We start from the raw sequence: 15,443 nt of genomic DNA, 5'->3' as shown, positions 1-15,443 counted from the left end.
ATGGAACGCATCGATCATGCATTGCCGTGGAGCCACCTGGGCAGCGAACGCCGGATTTCGGTGTTCCGCTTCGGCGCTGGCGAGCGCAAGGCCTACATCCAGGCCAGTCTGCACGCCGATGAACTGCCGGGGATGCGCACGGCCTGGGAGCTGAAAAAGCGCCTGACCGAACTCGAAGCCCAAGGCTTGCTCAACGGTGTGATCGAACTGGTGCCGGTGGCCAACCCACTGGGCCTCGGTCAACTGCTTCAGGGTAACCATCAGGGGCGTTTCGAGGCCGGCAGCGGCAAGAACTTCAACCGGGATTTCGTTGAGCTGAGTGAGCCTGTGGCCGCTGAGCTGCAGGGGCATCTGGGTGACGATCCTCACGCCAATGTCCGTTTGATCCGTGAAACCATGAGCGATGTGCTGGCTGCCTTGCCGCCTGCCGCGAGTCAGTTGCAAGGCATGCAGCGCATCTTGCTCAGCCATGCCTGCACTGCCGATGTGGTGCTGGATTTGCACTGCGATTGCGAAGCGGCGCTGCACATGTACGCCTTGCCGCAGCACTGGCCGCATTGGCGCTCGCTGGCTGCACACTTGAACGTCAAGGTCGGGCTGTTGGCGGAAGATTCCGGCGGCAGCTCTTTTGATGAAGCGTGTTCGCTGCCATGGCTGCGTCTGTCGCGTCTGTTTCCGGATGCCCAGATTCCACTGGCCTGCCTGGCGACGACCATCGAGTTGGGCGGCCAATCCGATACCGGCCGCCCAGAGGCAGAGGCTTACGCCGAAGGCATTCTGGCGTTCCTCGCTGAACAAGGCTTGATCAGTGGCGAATGGCCAAAACCTGCGCAAGACGCTTGCGAAGGCCTGCCGTTCGAAGGCACCGAATTGCTGTTCGCGCCGCATCCGGGCGTGGTGAGTTTCCTGCGTAAACCCGGTGAGTGGGTTGAGGCGGGCGACGAGATTTTTGAAGTGATCGATCCGTTATCGGATCGGGTCAGCACGGTGTGTGCTGGTACGTCCGGGGTGCTGTTTGCCATTGAACGGCTGCGTTATGCCCAACCCGGTTTCTGGCTGGCCAAGGTGGCGGGGCGCGAAGCGCTGCGTCACGGGCGCTTGCTCAACGACTGACTGACTGTTTTTGTGAGAACCGACCGCATGTACAAACTTGAAGTCCAAGACCTGCATAAACGCTATGGCAGTCACGAAGTGCTCAAGGGCGTGTCCCTGAAAGCGGCGGCTGGCGATGTGATCAGCATCATCGGCTCCAGTGGCTCCGGCAAAAGTACTTTCCTGCGCTGCATCAACCTGCTCGAGCAACCGCACGCCGGCAAGATTCTGCTTAACAACGAAGAGCTGAAACTGGTTGCCAACAAGGACGGCGCGCTGAAAGCCGCCGACCCGAAACAGCTGCAACGCATGCGTTCGCGCCTGTCGATGGTGTTCCAGCATTTCAATCTGTGGTCGCACATGACCGCGATGGAAAACATCATGGAAGCGCCGGTCCACGTGCTCGGCATGTCCAAGACCGAAGCCCGCGAGAAGGCCGAGCACTACCTGAACAAGGTCGGCGTTGCTCATCGCAAAGACGCTTACCCGGGCCACATGTCCGGCGGTGAACAACAGCGAGTGGCGATTGCCCGTGCGCTGGCGATGGAGCCTGAGGTGATGCTGTTCGACGAACCGACTTCGGCCCTCGACCCTGAGTTGGTCGGTGATGTGCTGAAAGTCATGCAGGCCCTGGCGCAGGAAGGCCGGACCATGGTGGTGGTGACGCACGAAATGGGCTTTGCCCGCGAAGTGTCCAACCAGTTGGTGTTCCTGCACAAAGGCGTCGTCGAAGAAAGCGGCAACCCGCGCGAAGTGCTGGTCAATCCGCAGTCCGAGCGTTTGCAACAATTTTTGTCCGGCAGCTTGAAATAATCAGGACTGCCGTTGTGCACCGCGATAGTGCATGCTTCGCAGCCTAAAGGCTGGCCCGGATTCCTTGTGGGAGCTGGTTTGCCAACCCCTGTAGGAGCTGTCGAATGAAACGAGGCTGCGATCTTTTGATCTTTTAAAAAGCCAGGATCAAAAGATCGCAGCCTCGTTTCACTCGACAGCTCCTACATTAAGGGGGGCTGTAAGCTAGCACCCACATTTGATCTTTGCCGGTTTCAAGATTTGTGTTCATTTACGGGCTAGCCTTGGCCCATGCCTTCATTCTGTTCTTTGCTTCGGATTGCCCGCCATGACTGCCCATCGAATTGGTTTCCTGATTTGGCCCAGCACTAAAGCTCTGACGCTTGCGCTGGCTGAGGAGGCCTTGCGTGTTGCCCAGCGTGTGCATCCGGACGTTGTTTACGAACTGTCGTTTTTGCAGGCCGAACCGCCGACCGAAGGCGCCTGGCAATTGCCGGGTGAACCGTGGGCCGGCAAGCTCGAAAACTTCCAGAAACTGTTCCTGCTCGCCGATGAGCCGCCGACCTCGCTCGCGCCAGCGCTCAGCAGTGGGCTGAAACAACTGGTGCGCGCCGGGTGTGTAATCGGCGGGTTGTCGGCCGGTGTTTACCCGTTGGCGCAATTGGGTTTGCTCGACGGTTATCGCGCTGCCGTGCATTGGCGCTGGCAGGACGATTTCGCCGAGCGTTTCCCGAAGGTGATTGCCACCAGTCACCTGTTCGACTGGGATCGCGATCGCTTGACCGCGTGCGGCGGCATGTCGGTACTCGACCTGTTGTTGGCGGTGCTGGCCCGCGATCACGGCGCCGAACTGGCCGGTGCGGTGTCGGAAGAGCTGGTGGTCGAGCGCATCCGCGAGGGTGGCGAACGCCAACGCATTCCGCTGCAGAACCGCCTCGGTTCCAGTCATCCGAAGCTCACCCAGGCGGTGTTGCTGATGGAAGCCAATATCGAAGAGCCGCTGACCACCGACGAAATCGCCCAGCACGTGTGTGTATCGCGTCGGCAGCTGGAGCGGATCTTCAAGCAGTACCTCAACCGTGTGCCGAGCCAGTACTACCTGGAGCTGCGCCTGAACAAGGCCCGGCAGATGTTGATGCAAACCAGCAAGTCGATCATCCAGATCGGCCTGTCATGTGGCTTCTCTTCGGGGCCACACTTCTCCAGCGCCTACCGCAACTTCTTCGGCGCCACGCCGCGGGAAGATCGCAACCAGCGGCGCAGCAGCAGCCCGTTCGAGTTGTCATCGGTGCCGTCCGAGCGCGGTTGAATCTGCGCCTGGCTGCACTCGAATCAGGCGTTGATTATTCCTCAACCTCTGAGTTTCCAGAAGATGACATCTCCAGTTGCGCGTTATCGGCGATTTCATCAAGCCCGAAGTCAACGTTGTTCAGCCTGAAGTAATCAAAGAGTCGTCGAAGGCTGTCTTCGGACAACGGATTCCCTCTCAGGTTGAGGCTTTCGCCAATTTCCATCGGCAGCTCCAGAATGTCGCTGGGTATCTCAATGATCGCGTTTGCGCTCAGATCAGCCACGTCCAGAAACTTGAGTTGCAGCAGCCCTGGGGGAAACTCAGTGATGCCGGTGTTGTTTAACAGCAGTATGGCAAGCTCGGGCATCTGACTGACGTCGGGTGTCAGCCCCAATGGGTTGTTGCTCAGTTCCAGATAGTCAAGGCCCTCCATTTGCGCCAGTTCGAGCATGGTTTGCGTGGTCAAGGTGAGTTGACACCGGGTCAGGGCCAATGCTGTCAGATCGCTCATCCTGAAAACGGCGTCGGGGATATCGTTCAGTGTGTATTCGCGGATGGTCAGGCTTTTGAGGCGGGGGAAGCATTCCAGAAAACGCCCGGCCCCTGAGGTCATGCCAGCATCACTGTGCAAATAGAGCAGCGTGACGTGACTGAAGTCGGCGCTCAGCACCGGCAGGTTGCCAGTGATGTTGATGGTTAGCGTCAAATCATAGGTGGGTATCAGTGTCGCGTTGAAGCCGTCCACATTGGTTTCATGGCGCCAGCAACGCTCCAGAATCCGTTTGGTTTCAATTCGGTTCAACTCTTCGAGTACCCGCTCCACGTCCGTGAGGGCTTGGCCAGAAACCGGGTGGTGGGTGGGAATGTCCTGGGTCCAGATTTCCAGGGTGGTCCTCAACGTTTCGAACTCGCCTTCCAGGCGTGTCAGCTCTGTTTGACCTTCTTGCAGTGTGCCAGGCAGGCGATAAATGAAATCGCTGGCTCGCTCTTGATCCAGTCGCGGATAGAGTCGTTGTACTCGTTGGATATCCGCCTGTTCAGCAAAGACACCGAAGTCACGGCCGGTCTTGACGAAGTAGCGCTTGATGCGTTCGCGGTCTGCTGCGCAAATCGGGTTGCCGCTCAGGTCAAAGCCATTCTGTATGTCCGGTGGCAGTTCGAAGAGGGCGGCAGGCAGTTCCGGGATTCGATTGTCATTGAGCAGGGCGGTTCGAAGGCGGGGGCGCGTCAGCAAACCGGTGGGAATGCTGGAGATGCCGGTCCCTGCCGCATCGATGTAATCCAGATCGGGCATGTTTTCGACGTTGGGGAGTAACCCCAGCGGATTTTGATAAAGATCCAGTGTTGTCAGCTCGCCCAGCCCAGCGAGTCTCGCCTGGCTCTGCGGGGTGAGGGTGAGCGCACAGTCGCTGATAATCAGTTCGTTGAGGTGCGGCCATTGGGTGATGGCGTCCGGGAGAGTACCAAGGTTGAAATTGCGCAGGGCCAAACGATGCAGTCCGGAGAAGCGCCTCAAGAATCCATTCACGCCCTGAGTGGCTCGATGGCCGGCCAATGCCAGGTTGCTCACGTGAGCGAAATCGGCGCTCAGCACCGGGAGTTCACCCAAAATCGGCCGTGAAAAAATAAAATCGACGTGCCAGGTGTCGGTCAGAGGGTGGGAGGCCTGCCGACGCCAGCAGTCGATCAGCTGGTTCATGAACTGCCTGCGATTGCGTTGTTGTGTGGAGAACTGGTTGGCGACGATTCTGACATCGGTATCCGGGATATACAGCGGGATATCGCCGGTCCAGAGTTGCAGTTCATCGACGAGCCTTTCGTGTTCGCCGATCAGTCGCGTCAATTCTGCTCGCGGTCCGCTCGGATGCAGTTGTAGCCGTTCGACGTACGCCTGCAGTTCTTCGGCCGAAAGATGGGGGAACAGACTATGGGCTCTGTCTTGTAACGTCAGTGGCTGGCTCGGCATACGCCGATAGCCTTCGGAGCCACCCAGCAGGCGCATCACTGATGGGTCGTAAGTCGGCTTGAAGATGGGGTGATGCGATAGCAGTGCGCGCAACTCATCGCGGCTCAAGGCATGTTCGCGGATCGATTGTTTGAGTTTTTCACCTTCGCCGATGTGGATCTTCAGCGCGGTACGCTCCGGGTCGGGGAATGCCTGCAGCAGGCTGGCATACAGACCGCTGGCGGAATTGAGTGCCTGGCCTGTCTCGTCATAGGCCTGAAACGAGCCCTCTTCAGTCATGACCAGGACCTTGTGCAGCGGCGCATCCGTTTTGCCGACGCTGTCGATCAGTTGTCCCTCGTAGTGGTACTGCCTAAGTTCGATGCGCAGTTGCCCCGACCAGCCCGGTAAACGTTCTAGCGAGTGCAGGGCCAGTCTCTGTGTGTCGAGGTTATCGGCGGTCGACTTAAGCTCAAGGCCTTCGTAGGCGCGTGTCACCCGTGTTTGCAAAGCGGCCTCACGGCTCAGTTCCACCAGTCGTCCGGGCAATGTTCCCTGTTTGAGCTGTTGCCGTTCCTGATCGCTCGCCGTGTCGAGCACTGCTTCTGCGAGGCTCGTCGGCAGGCCGGGTTCGGCGTTGATGATGGTGTGCGCCAGGGCGCGAGCACCGCGTTCAAGTTTGCGATACCGATAGTCGAACAAGATGGCTCTTTTGCGTTCGACAATCTCAGCCAGCGTGCGACGCAGTGTGCGAGTGCGGGTGTCGAGACGGGCGACGGGGGCACCGAACTCCTCGCCCATCAGCGTTTTTATTTCGGCTTCATCCAGTGTCAGAAGAAACGTTTTGAGCAAGTCGCCGTCGTTCATTTGAGTGACATCGATTTGCAGGTCCGGCACCGCGGAGCCGGGGCTTTGCCAAAGGGTTTGAGCCTTTTTATCAATCAGGCGCAGGCCTTTTCGCTCGGGCCAGTAGCCGTTTTCGTGGAGTAATTCCAGCTGTGTCACGGGATCGGCCTTGAGGAAGTCTTCAGGACGGTCGCTGTTCATCTGTTCGATAAAGGTTTGAATGTCCTGTTCGATCCTGAACCGTTTGAGGGTGTCGGCAAGCATGGGGGGCAGCCGTTCGACATCCGTGTGCATCTTGCGCAGCGTGTTTTCATCGTCGCCGCTGATCTTGAGCATGCACTCACGCTCGATGACGGAAAAACGTTCCATGTCGGGACCGATACGGCGCAACAACTTGGCCTGATCCCATTCCAGCGGTTGCTCCAGCTCGGTTTGCCAAGCGCCCTCGCCATTGTGTTTAAGCGCTGGTTTATAGGCGTCGGGGCGAGTCGGGTGGTCGATGCGGTGCTGGCCGGTTTGCGGATCCTCGATCACGGCATAGAGTTTGTCTTCCAGCCTCAACAGGGATTTGCCCTGATGGTTGTGCAGCCCGCGTTCGTCGGTTGGCGAACCCTTGGACAGTTCTGCGCGTTGTTCGAACGGCGCCAGATCGGGCTTCCAGTAGCGGGTTTCGCCATTCGGTGTCTTGACCGGTTTGAAACGGTCAATGAACTCAACGACTTCTCGAGGCAGGACTGAGCGAAACTCCCCTACGACAAGGGCACCTCCTACTGCCAAAGTGCCCAGTTGGACCGCGGACTGAACCGTCTCCATGAAATGCTCGAGCGCTTGATCTGTCAGGCCTTCTGCCCAGTCGACGATGCCTTCGAAGGTCTCGTCGAGCAATTGATATGCCATGTAGCCCAGCATCAGTTCGCCGAGGAACGGCACGAACGGCAGGGCGACAAAGGCTGCGATGTTCAGCAGCGCCGAGGCAACGTCGGTGAAGGAGTCCCATAACGCCCATCGGGCTTTTTGGTCGACCAGGGCAGTGGATACTGCGATGACCCGTGCATCGTTGAGGATCTTGTCCAGTTTGCGCTGGTAGAGATGAGTCCACAGATCGCCCTGGATTGGCACTGCCGCCATTTGCAGGTTCACGCGCTGGTCTGGATTGTCTCTCCACGTGGGGCGCGAATCGCCAGGTTGAAGCGGTTGCCAGGTGATGGGGGTGAGGCGGTTGTTCAACTGAGCGAAAAAGTGCCCGCGATCCTCATGGTCGATAAAGCGACTGAAGAATTGTTGATAGTCATGATTGCGCAAACGCTGGATCAGTTCCTGGGCGAATGCGCCGGTGGAGGAATACTCCTTGATCGGGTGTTCGGGGTCGTCGGGAATATAGGCCACTACCCGAACCGTTTCGTGCGAACGCTCCAGATCCGGGGCAAACAGCACGATACCGGTCAGGTTGGCGTTCATGATTGTCAGTTCATGGCAGCCCCATTCCTGGCCGCGCAGGCGCAAGTGTTGCAGGCCATCCAATAAGCCAAGGATCAGTTGATGAACAGCACCGCCAAGCTTGTTTTGCATGTACGCCATTTGCAGGGCGGCAATGAGTGCCGCTTTCTGGCTGTTGCGAACTTTGGATTGCATGACCGCTGTCGCCACCGGATTGCGCAGGCCCAGGTTTTCTTCAAGGTGCTCTTTGTAGCGCTCGCCAATGTCCAGTTCCCGGCACAATCGGGTAAATGCAGCGATGGGCATTTTTTGCAGGATATGCGGCAGTTGTTTGAATTGCCCGGTGGAAGAAGGCGGGGTGATATAGGTGGAAGCGGACTCGAAGGCCTGGTCTGTCGTCTCGCTGCTTTCAAAATTGTGCAGGGCGGCATCCAGCAGCGACACGGTCCAGATGCGTGCTGCCCCGGATTTCAATCGCAGCCAGGGAATGCGGGCAGGAATATAAAGACGCAAAAAGGTATGGCTGACATCCAGTTCCAGCCCAAAGCGTTTCTTGATCTCGGCTGCAAGTATTGGCTCGGCAAAGGTGCTGGCGTTTTGTAGGCGCGCCAAGGCCCGATCGACACGGTTTTGCGCCTCCCAATGCCGTGCATTGAGTTTGCCCAGTTCGACGTGCTGTGCCCTGGAGGCTGCCTTGAGTTCAGCGGGTAGCTGCGGTTTGATCTTCAGCAAGGCTTCGCGCTTTTGTGCGCTCGCCTGCATCAGCCAGGAAGGAATGACGCTCATCAGGTGCTGATAGTGCGCATCCGGCTTGAAAGATGGCATCGAAGCGTCTGGGTGTTCGGTGTTCATGTTCATGGAAGAGGTCGTCTGGGTTCGAAAGACCTCTAGCAAAACCCATCAGCCTGAACGGCGTGCGGTACATATTTACCGCCATCGGCAACACCGCATCAGATAGAACTGAGCACGCCTGCCGCAAACCCCGTCAGCAGTTTAAACTGCGCCTTTGCGACGCTATTTGTCGCATTGCCGTAAACCCGGGCAAAACCTGTGTTTGCGCTATAAGAAGTTGTCGCTTGGCGGCAAGGCCGGGCTGAAAACTGTCCTTACAATCCTCACCAAGCTCGCCAGTTTCAGGCGAGTGTTCCTTTTCAGGAGACTCCGATGTCCGTTGAGCACGCTGCGGTAGAACGCGCCGATTTCGACCAGGTAATGGTTCCCAACTACGCGCCAGCCGCTTTCATTCCTGTGCGTGGTGCCGGTTCCCGTGTTTGGGACCAGTCTGGCCGCGAGCTGATCGACTTTGCCGGCGGGATTGCCGTTAACGTATTGGGCCATGCGCATCCAGCACTGGTCGCTGCATTGACCGAGCAAGCGAACAAGTTGTGGCACGTGTCCAACGTGTTCACCAATGAGCCGGCCTTGCGCTTGGCCCATAAGCTGGTCGACGCCACTTTTGCCGAGCGCGTGTTCTTCTGCAACTCTGGCGCCGAAGCCAACGAGGCTGCCTTCAAGCTGGCCCGTCGCGTGGCCCACGACCGTTTTGGTACCGAGAAGTACGAAATCGTTGCCGCGCTCAATAGCTTCCACGGCCGTACCCTGTTCACCGTGAACGTCGGTGGCCAGTCGAAGTACTCCGACGGCTTCGGTCCGAAGATCACCGGCATTACCCACGTGCCTTACAACGATCTGGCCGCGCTCAAAGCCGCTGTTTCCGACAAGACCTGCGCGGTGGTTCTGGAGCCGATCCAGGGCGAAGGCGGCGTACTGCCAGCCGAGCTGTCTTACCTGCAAGGCGCCCGTGAGCTGTGCGATGCGCACAACGCGCTGCTGGTGTTCGACGAAGTTCAGACCGGCATGGGCCGCAGCGGCAAGCTGTTCGCCTACCAGCATTACGGCGTGACCCCGGACATCCTGACCAGCGCCAAGAGCCTGGGCGGCGGTTTCCCGATTGCAGCGATGCTGACCACCGAAGACCTGGCCAAACACCTGGTCGTCGGCACCCACGGCACCACGTATGGCGGCAACCCGCTGGCGTGCGCTGTCGCTGAAGCGGTGATCGATGTGATCAACACGCCCGAAGTGCTGAACGGCGTCAATGCCAAGCACGACAAGTTCAAGACCCGTCTTGAGCAGATCGGCGAGAAGTATGGCCTGTTCACTGAAGTCCGTGGTCTGGGCCTGCTGCTCGGTTGCGTGCTGAGCGATGCCTGGAAAGGCAAGGCCAAGGACATCTTCAACGCCGCCGAGCGTGAAGGCCTGATGATTCTGCAAGCCGGCCCGGACGTGATTCGTTTCGCCCCAAGCCTGGTGGTTGAAGACGCCGATATCGATGCCGGTCTGGACCGCTTCGAGCGTGCGGCGGCAAAACTGACGCAAGCCTGATAGACCCTTCGACGCCTGATGATTCAGGCGTCGAACCAAATTTTTGTACCGGGCCGGATCAAATGTGGGAGCGGGCTTGCTCGCGAAAGCGGTGGGTCAGACAGCAACGATGTTGACTGATACACCGCTTTCGCGAGCAAGCCCGCTCCCACACTGATCTCTGTGTCTGCAATGACTTCCCGGTTATTTTCCTCATAGAGTTTTTCGAGAAAAGGAGTGACACCATGCTGGTGATGCGCCCCGCGCAAATGGCTGATCTGGGCGAGGTACAGCGTCTGGCTGCGGACAGCCCGATTGGTGTCACTTCCTTGCCGGATGACGTTGAACGCCTGAGCGACAAGATCGCCGCAAGCGAAGCTTCGTTCGCCGCTGAAGTCAGCTTCAACGGTGAAGAGAGCTATTTCTTCGTCCTCGAAGACACGGCCACCGGCAAACTGGTCGGCTGTTCGGCCATCGTTGCCTCGGCCGGTTATTCCGAGCCGTTTTACAGCTTTCGTAACGAAACCTTCGTCCACGCCTCCCGTGAGCTGAAGATTCACAACAAGATCCACGTGCTCTCCCAGTGCCACGACCTGACCGGTAACAGCTTGCTGACCAGTTTCTACGTCAAGCCGGAGTTGGTGGGTTCGCCTTGGGCGGAGCTCAATTCCCGTGGTCGCCTGTTGTTCGTGGCCAGCCATCCGGAGCGCTTTGCCGATTCGGTGGTGACCGAGATCGTCGGTTACAGCGACGAAAATGGCGACTCGCCGTTCTGGGATGCCATCGGTCGCAACTTCTTCGACCTCAACTACGCCGCTGCCGAGCGTCTGTGTGGCCTGAAAAGCCGCACGTTCCTGGCCGAGCTGATGCCGCATTACCCGATCTACGTGCCGTTGCTGCCGGATTCCGCTCAAGAGGCGATGGGCCAGGTACACCCACGGGCGCAGATCACTTTCGACATCCTGATGCGCGAAGGCTTCGAGACCGATCACTACATCGACATTTTCGACGGTGGCCCGACGCTGCATGCCCGCGTCTCGGGGATCCGTTCGATCGCTCAAAGCCGTGTAGTGCCGGTGAAAATCGGCGAGCCGGTCAAAGGCGCTGGTCGTCAGTATCTGGTGGCCAATGCCCAGTTGCAGGATTACCGCGCCGTTTTGCTTGAGCTCGATTACGCGCCGGGCAAACCCGTAACCCTGGATCTTGAAGCGGCCGAAGCCCTGGGCGTCGGTGAAGGTGCCAGCGTGCGCCTGGTGGCGGTTTAACGCCTGCTGCTATGCCTATAAAGAATGAATGCTTAGTAAAGCAGCGAGTTTCACGGGTGGCGTCAGCGGCCCGTTTGAGGAGATAGCATGATTGTTCGTCCCGTACGCAGCAGCGATTTACCCGCTCTGATCGACCTGGCCCGCAGCACCGGTACCGGCCTGACCACCTTGCCGGCCAACGAAGAACGTCTGGCCCATCGGGTCGGCTGGGCCGAGAAGACCTTCCGCGGCGAAGCCGGGCGGGGCGATGCGGACTACCTGTTCGTACTCGAAGACGACAATGGCCGCGTGGTGGGTATTTCCGCCATTGCCGGCGCCGTCGGCCTGCGCGAGCCCTGGTACAACTTCCGGGTCGGCCTGACGGTCAGCGCCTCCCAAGAGCTGAACATCTATCGCGAAATTCCGACGCTGTTCCTGGCCAACGACCTGACCGGCAACTCTGAACTGTGCTCGCTGTTCCTGCATGCCGATTATCGCAGTGGCCTCAATGGCCGCATGCTGGCCAAGGCGCGTCTGCTGTTCATCGCCGAGTTCCCTCAACTGTTCGGCAACAAGATCATTGCCGAGATGCGCGGCATGTCCGACGCGGCGGGCCGATCGCCGTTCTGGGAAAGCCTGGGTCGTCACTTCTTCAAGATGGAATTCAGCCAGGCCGATTACCTGACGGGTGTGGGCAACAAGGCATTCATCGCCGAACTGATGCCGAAATTCCCGCTGTACACCTGCTTCCTGTCCGAAGATGCGCGCAACGTGATTGGCCAGGTTCATCCAGACACCGAGCCGGCGCTGTCGATGCTCAAGAGTGAAGGTTTCAGCTATCAAGGCTACGTCGACATCTTTGATGCCGGCCCTGCGGTGGAATGCGAAACCACCAAGATCCGCGCGGTGCGCGACAGCCAGGCGCTGGTGCTGGCCATCGGCACCCCGGGTGACGACGCCACGCCGTTCCTGATTCATAACCGCAAGCGCGAAGACTGCCGGATCACTGCCGCGCCAGCACGCTTCGCCGCCGGCACTTTGGTGGTCGATCCGCTGACCGCCAAACGTCTTCAACTCAACGCCGGCGATCAAGTACGCGCCGTTCCGTTGTCCGCTGCTCGGGAGTCGAAATAATGAATTCGCTATACATCGCCGGTGAATGGCTGGCTGGTCAGGGTGAAAGCTTTCAATCGGTAAACCCGGTGACCCAGCAAGTGCTGTGGGCCGGCGAAGGCGCCACGACCGGTCAGGTCGAGTCGGCAGTGCAAGCTGCGCGTCAAGCGTTCCCGGGTTGGGCTCGCCGTACCCTGGAAGAGCGCATCAGCGTGTTGGAAGCCTTTGCCGCTGCGCTGAAGAATCACGCTGACGAGCTGGCTCGCACCATCGGTGAAGAAACCGGTAAACCCCTGTGGGAAGCGGCGACTGAAGTCACCAGCATGGTCAACAAGATTGCGATCTCGGTGCAGAGCTATCGCGAACGTACCGGCGAGAAGAGCGGCCCGCTGGGCGACGCCACTGCGGTATTGCGCCACAAACCGCACGGTGTGGTGGCGGTGTTTGGTCCTTACAACTTCCCCGGTCACTTGCCGAACGGTCACATCGTGCCGGCGCTGCTGGCCGGGAACAGCGTGCTGTTCAAGCCGAGTGAGCTGACCCCGAAAGTGGCCGAACTGACGGTCAAGTGCTGGATCGAAGCCGGTCTGCCGGCTGGCGTGCTGAACCTGCTGCAAGGCGCTCGCGAAACCGGTATTGCCCTGGCGGCGAACCCGGGCATCGACGGTCTGTTCTTCACCGGTTCCAGCCGTACCGGCAATCACCTGCATAAGCAGTTTTCCGGTCGTCCGGACAAGATCCTCGCGCTGGAAATGGGCGGCAACAACCCGCTGGTAGTGGATCAGGTCGCGGACCTCGATGCCGCCGTTTACACCATCATTCAGTCGGCCTTCATTTCTGCCGGTCAGCGATGCACCTGTGCCCGTCGCTTGCTGGTGCCGCAAGGCGCCTGGGGCGATACGCTGCTGGCGCGTCTGGTGGCGGTCAGCTCGACGATTGAAGTCGGTGCGTTCGATCAGCAACCGGCGCCGTTCATGGGCTCGGTGATTTCCCTCGGCGCTGCAAAAGCGCTGATGGATGCGCAAGAACATCTGCTGGCCAACGGCGCCGTGGCGCTGTTGGAAATGACTCAGCCCCAGGCTCAGGCAGCCTTGCTGACCCCGGGCATTCTGGACGTAACGGCGGTTGCCGATCGCCCGGACGAAGAGCTGTTCGGTCCGCTGCTGCAAGTGATCCGCTACGCTGATTTTGAAGCGGCGATCGCTGAAGCCAACGACACCGACTATGGCCTGGCGGCTGGTTTGCTGTCGGATTCCGAAGCGCGTTATCAGCAGTTCTGGCTGGAAAGCCGGGCCGGTATCGTCAACTGGAACAAGCAGCTGACGGGTGCTGCGAGCAGCGCGCCATTCGGTGGTGTCGGTGCATCGGGCAACCATCGCGCCAGTGCCTACTACGCCGCAGATTACTGCGCGTACCCGGTGGCCTCGCTGGAAACCCCGAGCCTGGTGTTGCCAGCCACCCTCACACCTGGCGTGAAGATGGTGTAACGCCCAATCGCGGGCAAGCCCGCTCCCACAGTGGTTGAGTGGAACACAAAATGTGTGAACACCTGCGAACCTGTGGGAGCCGGGCTTGCCCGCGATGGCCGCGACTCGGTCGCACTGAACAGTTAGTTACTGAAGCCTATAACAACAGATTCTCGTGGAGCCTCGCTGATGAAATCCTATGAAGTCAATTTTGACGGTCTAGTGGGGCCGACCCATAACTACGGCGGCCTGTCCTACGGCAACGTCGCGTCCCAGAGCAACAGCCAGCAGTCTTCGAACCCGAAAGAAGCCGCGCTGCAAGGCTTGGCGAAGATGAAAGCGCTGATGGAAATGGGCTTTCAACAAGGCGTTTTGGCGCCACAAGAGCGTCCGGACGTAGCCGCATTGCGCCGACTGGGTTTCAGCGGTACCGATGCTCAGGTGATCGAGCGCGCCGCCAAAGATGCCATGCCGCTGCTGGTTGCCAGTTGCTCGGCGTCGAGCATGTGGGTGGCGAACGCCGCCACGGTCAGCCCGAGCGCCGACACCGCGGATGGCCGCGTGCATTTCACCGCCGCCAACCTGAACTGCAAATACCACCGCAGCATCGAACACCCGACCACCAGCCGCGTACTGGGGGCGATGTTCGCCGATCAGAAGCACTTTGCTCACCACGCCGCTTTGCCAGCCGTGGCGCAGTTCGGTGACGAAGGCGCGGCCAACCACACCCGTTTCTGCCGTGACTATGGTGAAGCTGGCGTCGAGTTTTTCGTGTTCGGTCGCAGCGCGTTCGACACCCGTTACCCATCGCCGCAGAAATACCCGGCGCGCCAGACCCTCGAAGCGTCCCAAGCGGTCGCGCGTCTGCACGGCCTGAGTGATGACGGCGTGGTTTATGCCCAGCAGAACCCTTCGGTGATCGATCAGGGCGTGTTCCACAACGACGTGATCGCGGTGGGTAACGGCGAGGTGCTGTTCTATCACGAGGACGCCTTCCTCGACACCGAGCAGATGCTGGCTGAATTGCAAGGCAAACTCGCAAAAGCCGGTGGGAAATTTCAGTCGATCTGCGTACCGCGTTCCGCGGTCACCGTGGAAGACGCCGTTCGTTCCTACCTGTTCAATAGCCAGCTGCTGTCGCGTCCTGACGGCTCCATGCTGTTGATCGTGCCGGAAGAGTGCCGTGGCAACGAGCGTGTCTGGCAGTATCTGCAAGGTCTGACCAGCTCTGGCGGCCTGATCCGCGAGGTGAAAGTTTTCGATCTCAAGCAGAGCATGCAGAACGGCGGTGGCCCGGCTTGCCTGCGGTTGCGCGTCGCACTTAACGAAACCGAACTGGCGGCCGTCAACCAAGGGGTTATCATGACGGCACCGTTGTACGGCACATTGACCGAATGGGTCGACAAGCACTACCGCGACCGCATGACCGAAAACGATCTGGCGGACCCGCAATTGCTGCTTGAGTGCCGGACGGCACTGGATGAACTGACGCAAATCCTTAAACTGGGCGCGGTTTATCCATTCCAGATCAATTGAACGTCGAGAGCGTAAAACACATGAGCGATACCCTGCAGCTGATCCTTGAAGACACCGACGGCACGCAACTGGAAACTTCCTGCACCCGCGTCGCGGTCATGTGGCAAGGCAAAGAGCTGTGGATCCAGCAGGACGGCCGCGGCCAGTTGCTGATCGGCGTGGACGTTGAAGAAGGTGACGCTGAATACGCCAACCTGCTGCTGCGCCCATTGGCGACTAATCTGGTAAGTTTGCAACTGGAGATGGAACCGGCCGACGTCGGTGATGATGAGGACCACGTACACGGCCCGGATTGCAATCACGACCACTAAGGAAAC

10 protein-coding genes are annotated in these 15,443 nt (G+C 59.2%); 9 read left to right on the top strand and 1 reads right to left on the bottom strand.

The window, feature by feature from the left end; all coding sequences use genetic code 11:
- The 3 genes from PMI36_RS15715 to argR all read left to right on the top strand — a co-directional run bounded on the left by PMI36_RS15715 (window position 1) and on the right by argR (window position 3,193).
- A complete protein-coding gene (locus PMI36_RS15715) occupies window positions 1-1,113 on the top strand; it encodes a M14 family metallopeptidase (protein WP_008071848.1) in 1,113 nt (370 codons plus the stop codon).
- A 27-nt stretch (window positions 1,114-1,140) separates the two neighbouring features.
- Window positions 1,141-1,905: an ABC transporter ATP-binding protein gene (locus PMI36_RS15720; RefSeq protein ID WP_007904680.1), complete on the top strand. Its 765-nt coding sequence runs from the start codon at window positions 1,141-1,143 to the stop codon at window positions 1,903-1,905.
- Window positions 1,906-2,212: 307 nt separating this feature from the next.
- A complete protein-coding gene (gene argR, locus PMI36_RS15725) occupies window positions 2,213-3,193 on the top strand; it encodes a transcriptional regulator ArgR (protein ID WP_008071845.1) in 981 nt (326 codons plus the stop codon).
- 34 nt (window positions 3,194-3,227) lie between these two features.
- Here argR and PMI36_RS15730 read toward each other — a convergent pair whose 3' ends face one another.
- A complete protein-coding gene (locus tag PMI36_RS15730) occupies window positions 3,228-8,261 on the bottom strand; it encodes a dermonecrotic toxin domain-containing protein (protein WP_008071842.1) in 5,034 nt (1,677 codons plus the stop codon).
- 306 nt (window positions 8,262-8,567) lie between these two features.
- On the opposite strand from PMI36_RS15730, the gene PMI36_RS15735 reads away from it, so the two are divergent.
- The 6 genes from PMI36_RS15735 to PMI36_RS15760 all read left to right on the top strand — a co-directional run bounded on the left by PMI36_RS15735 (window position 8,568) and on the right by PMI36_RS15760 (window position 15,437).
- Window positions 8,568-9,788: an aspartate aminotransferase family protein gene (locus tag PMI36_RS15735; protein WP_007904683.1), complete on the top strand. Its 1,221-nt coding sequence runs from the start codon at window positions 8,568-8,570 to the stop codon at window positions 9,786-9,788.
- Between the two features lie 224 nt (window positions 9,789-10,012).
- Window positions 10,013-11,032, top strand: coding sequence for an arginine/ornithine succinyltransferase subunit alpha (gene aruF, locus PMI36_RS15740; protein WP_007904685.1), 1,020 nt, complete (start codon window positions 10,013-10,015; stop codon window positions 11,030-11,032).
- A gap of 87 nt (window positions 11,033-11,119) precedes the next feature.
- Complete coding sequence (gene astA, locus PMI36_RS15745; RefSeq protein ID WP_008071838.1) at window positions 11,120-12,145, top strand: arginine N-succinyltransferase; 1,026 nt, start codon at window positions 11,120-11,122, stop codon at window positions 12,143-12,145.
- Window positions 12,142-13,611, top strand: a complete 1,470-nt coding sequence (gene astD, locus PMI36_RS15750; protein WP_162830922.1) for a succinylglutamate-semialdehyde dehydrogenase — start codon at window positions 12,142-12,144, stop codon at window positions 13,609-13,611. Before astA ends, astD begins: the two co-directional genes overlap by 4 nt.
- Before the next feature lie 168 nt (window positions 13,612-13,779).
- On the top strand, window positions 13,780-15,126 hold the full coding sequence (gene astB / locus PMI36_RS15755) for an N-succinylarginine dihydrolase (RefSeq protein WP_008071836.1): 1,347 nt from the start codon (window positions 13,780-13,782) through the stop codon (window positions 15,124-15,126).
- 20 nt (window positions 15,127-15,146) lie between these two features.
- Window positions 15,147-15,437 carry a hypothetical protein gene (locus PMI36_RS15760; protein ID WP_007904718.1) on the top strand — a complete coding sequence of 97 codons (291 nt, stop codon included), beginning with the start codon at window positions 15,147-15,149 and terminating at the stop codon, window positions 15,435-15,437.
- Window positions 15,438-15,443: the final 6 nt, after the last annotated feature.

The sequence above is a fragment of the Pseudomonas sp. GM79 genome (assembly GCF_000282495.1).
Taxonomy (GTDB): Bacteria; Pseudomonadota; Gammaproteobacteria; order Pseudomonadales; family Pseudomonadaceae; genus Aquipseudomonas.
The sequence above is the reverse complement of the archived record's forward strand: the minus strand, read 5'-3'. Positions and strand labels throughout refer to the sequence as shown.

Coding starts and splice junctions, on each gene's coding strand:
- PMI36_RS15715 (WP_008071848.1), top strand. CDS start 1: ATGGAACGCATCGATCATGCATTGCCGTGGAGCCACCTGGGCAGCGAA.
- PMI36_RS15720 (WP_007904680.1), top strand. CDS start 1,141: ATGTACAAACTTGAAGTCCAAGACCTGCATAAACGCTATGGCAGTCAC.
- argR (WP_008071845.1), top strand. CDS start 2,213: ATGACTGCCCATCGAATTGGTTTCCTGATTTGGCCCAGCACTAAAGCT.
- PMI36_RS15730 (WP_008071842.1), bottom strand. CDS start 8,261: ATGAACATGAACACCGAACACCCAGACGCTTCGATGCCATCTTTCAAG.
- PMI36_RS15735 (WP_007904683.1), top strand. CDS start 8,568: ATGTCCGTTGAGCACGCTGCGGTAGAACGCGCCGATTTCGACCAGGTA.
- aruF (WP_007904685.1), top strand. CDS start 10,013: ATGCTGGTGATGCGCCCCGCGCAAATGGCTGATCTGGGCGAGGTACAG.
- astA (WP_008071838.1), top strand. CDS start 11,120: ATGATTGTTCGTCCCGTACGCAGCAGCGATTTACCCGCTCTGATCGAC.
- astB (WP_008071836.1), top strand. CDS start 13,780: ATGAAATCCTATGAAGTCAATTTTGACGGTCTAGTGGGGCCGACCCAT.
- PMI36_RS15760 (WP_007904718.1), top strand. CDS start 15,147: ATGAGCGATACCCTGCAGCTGATCCTTGAAGACACCGACGGCACGCAA.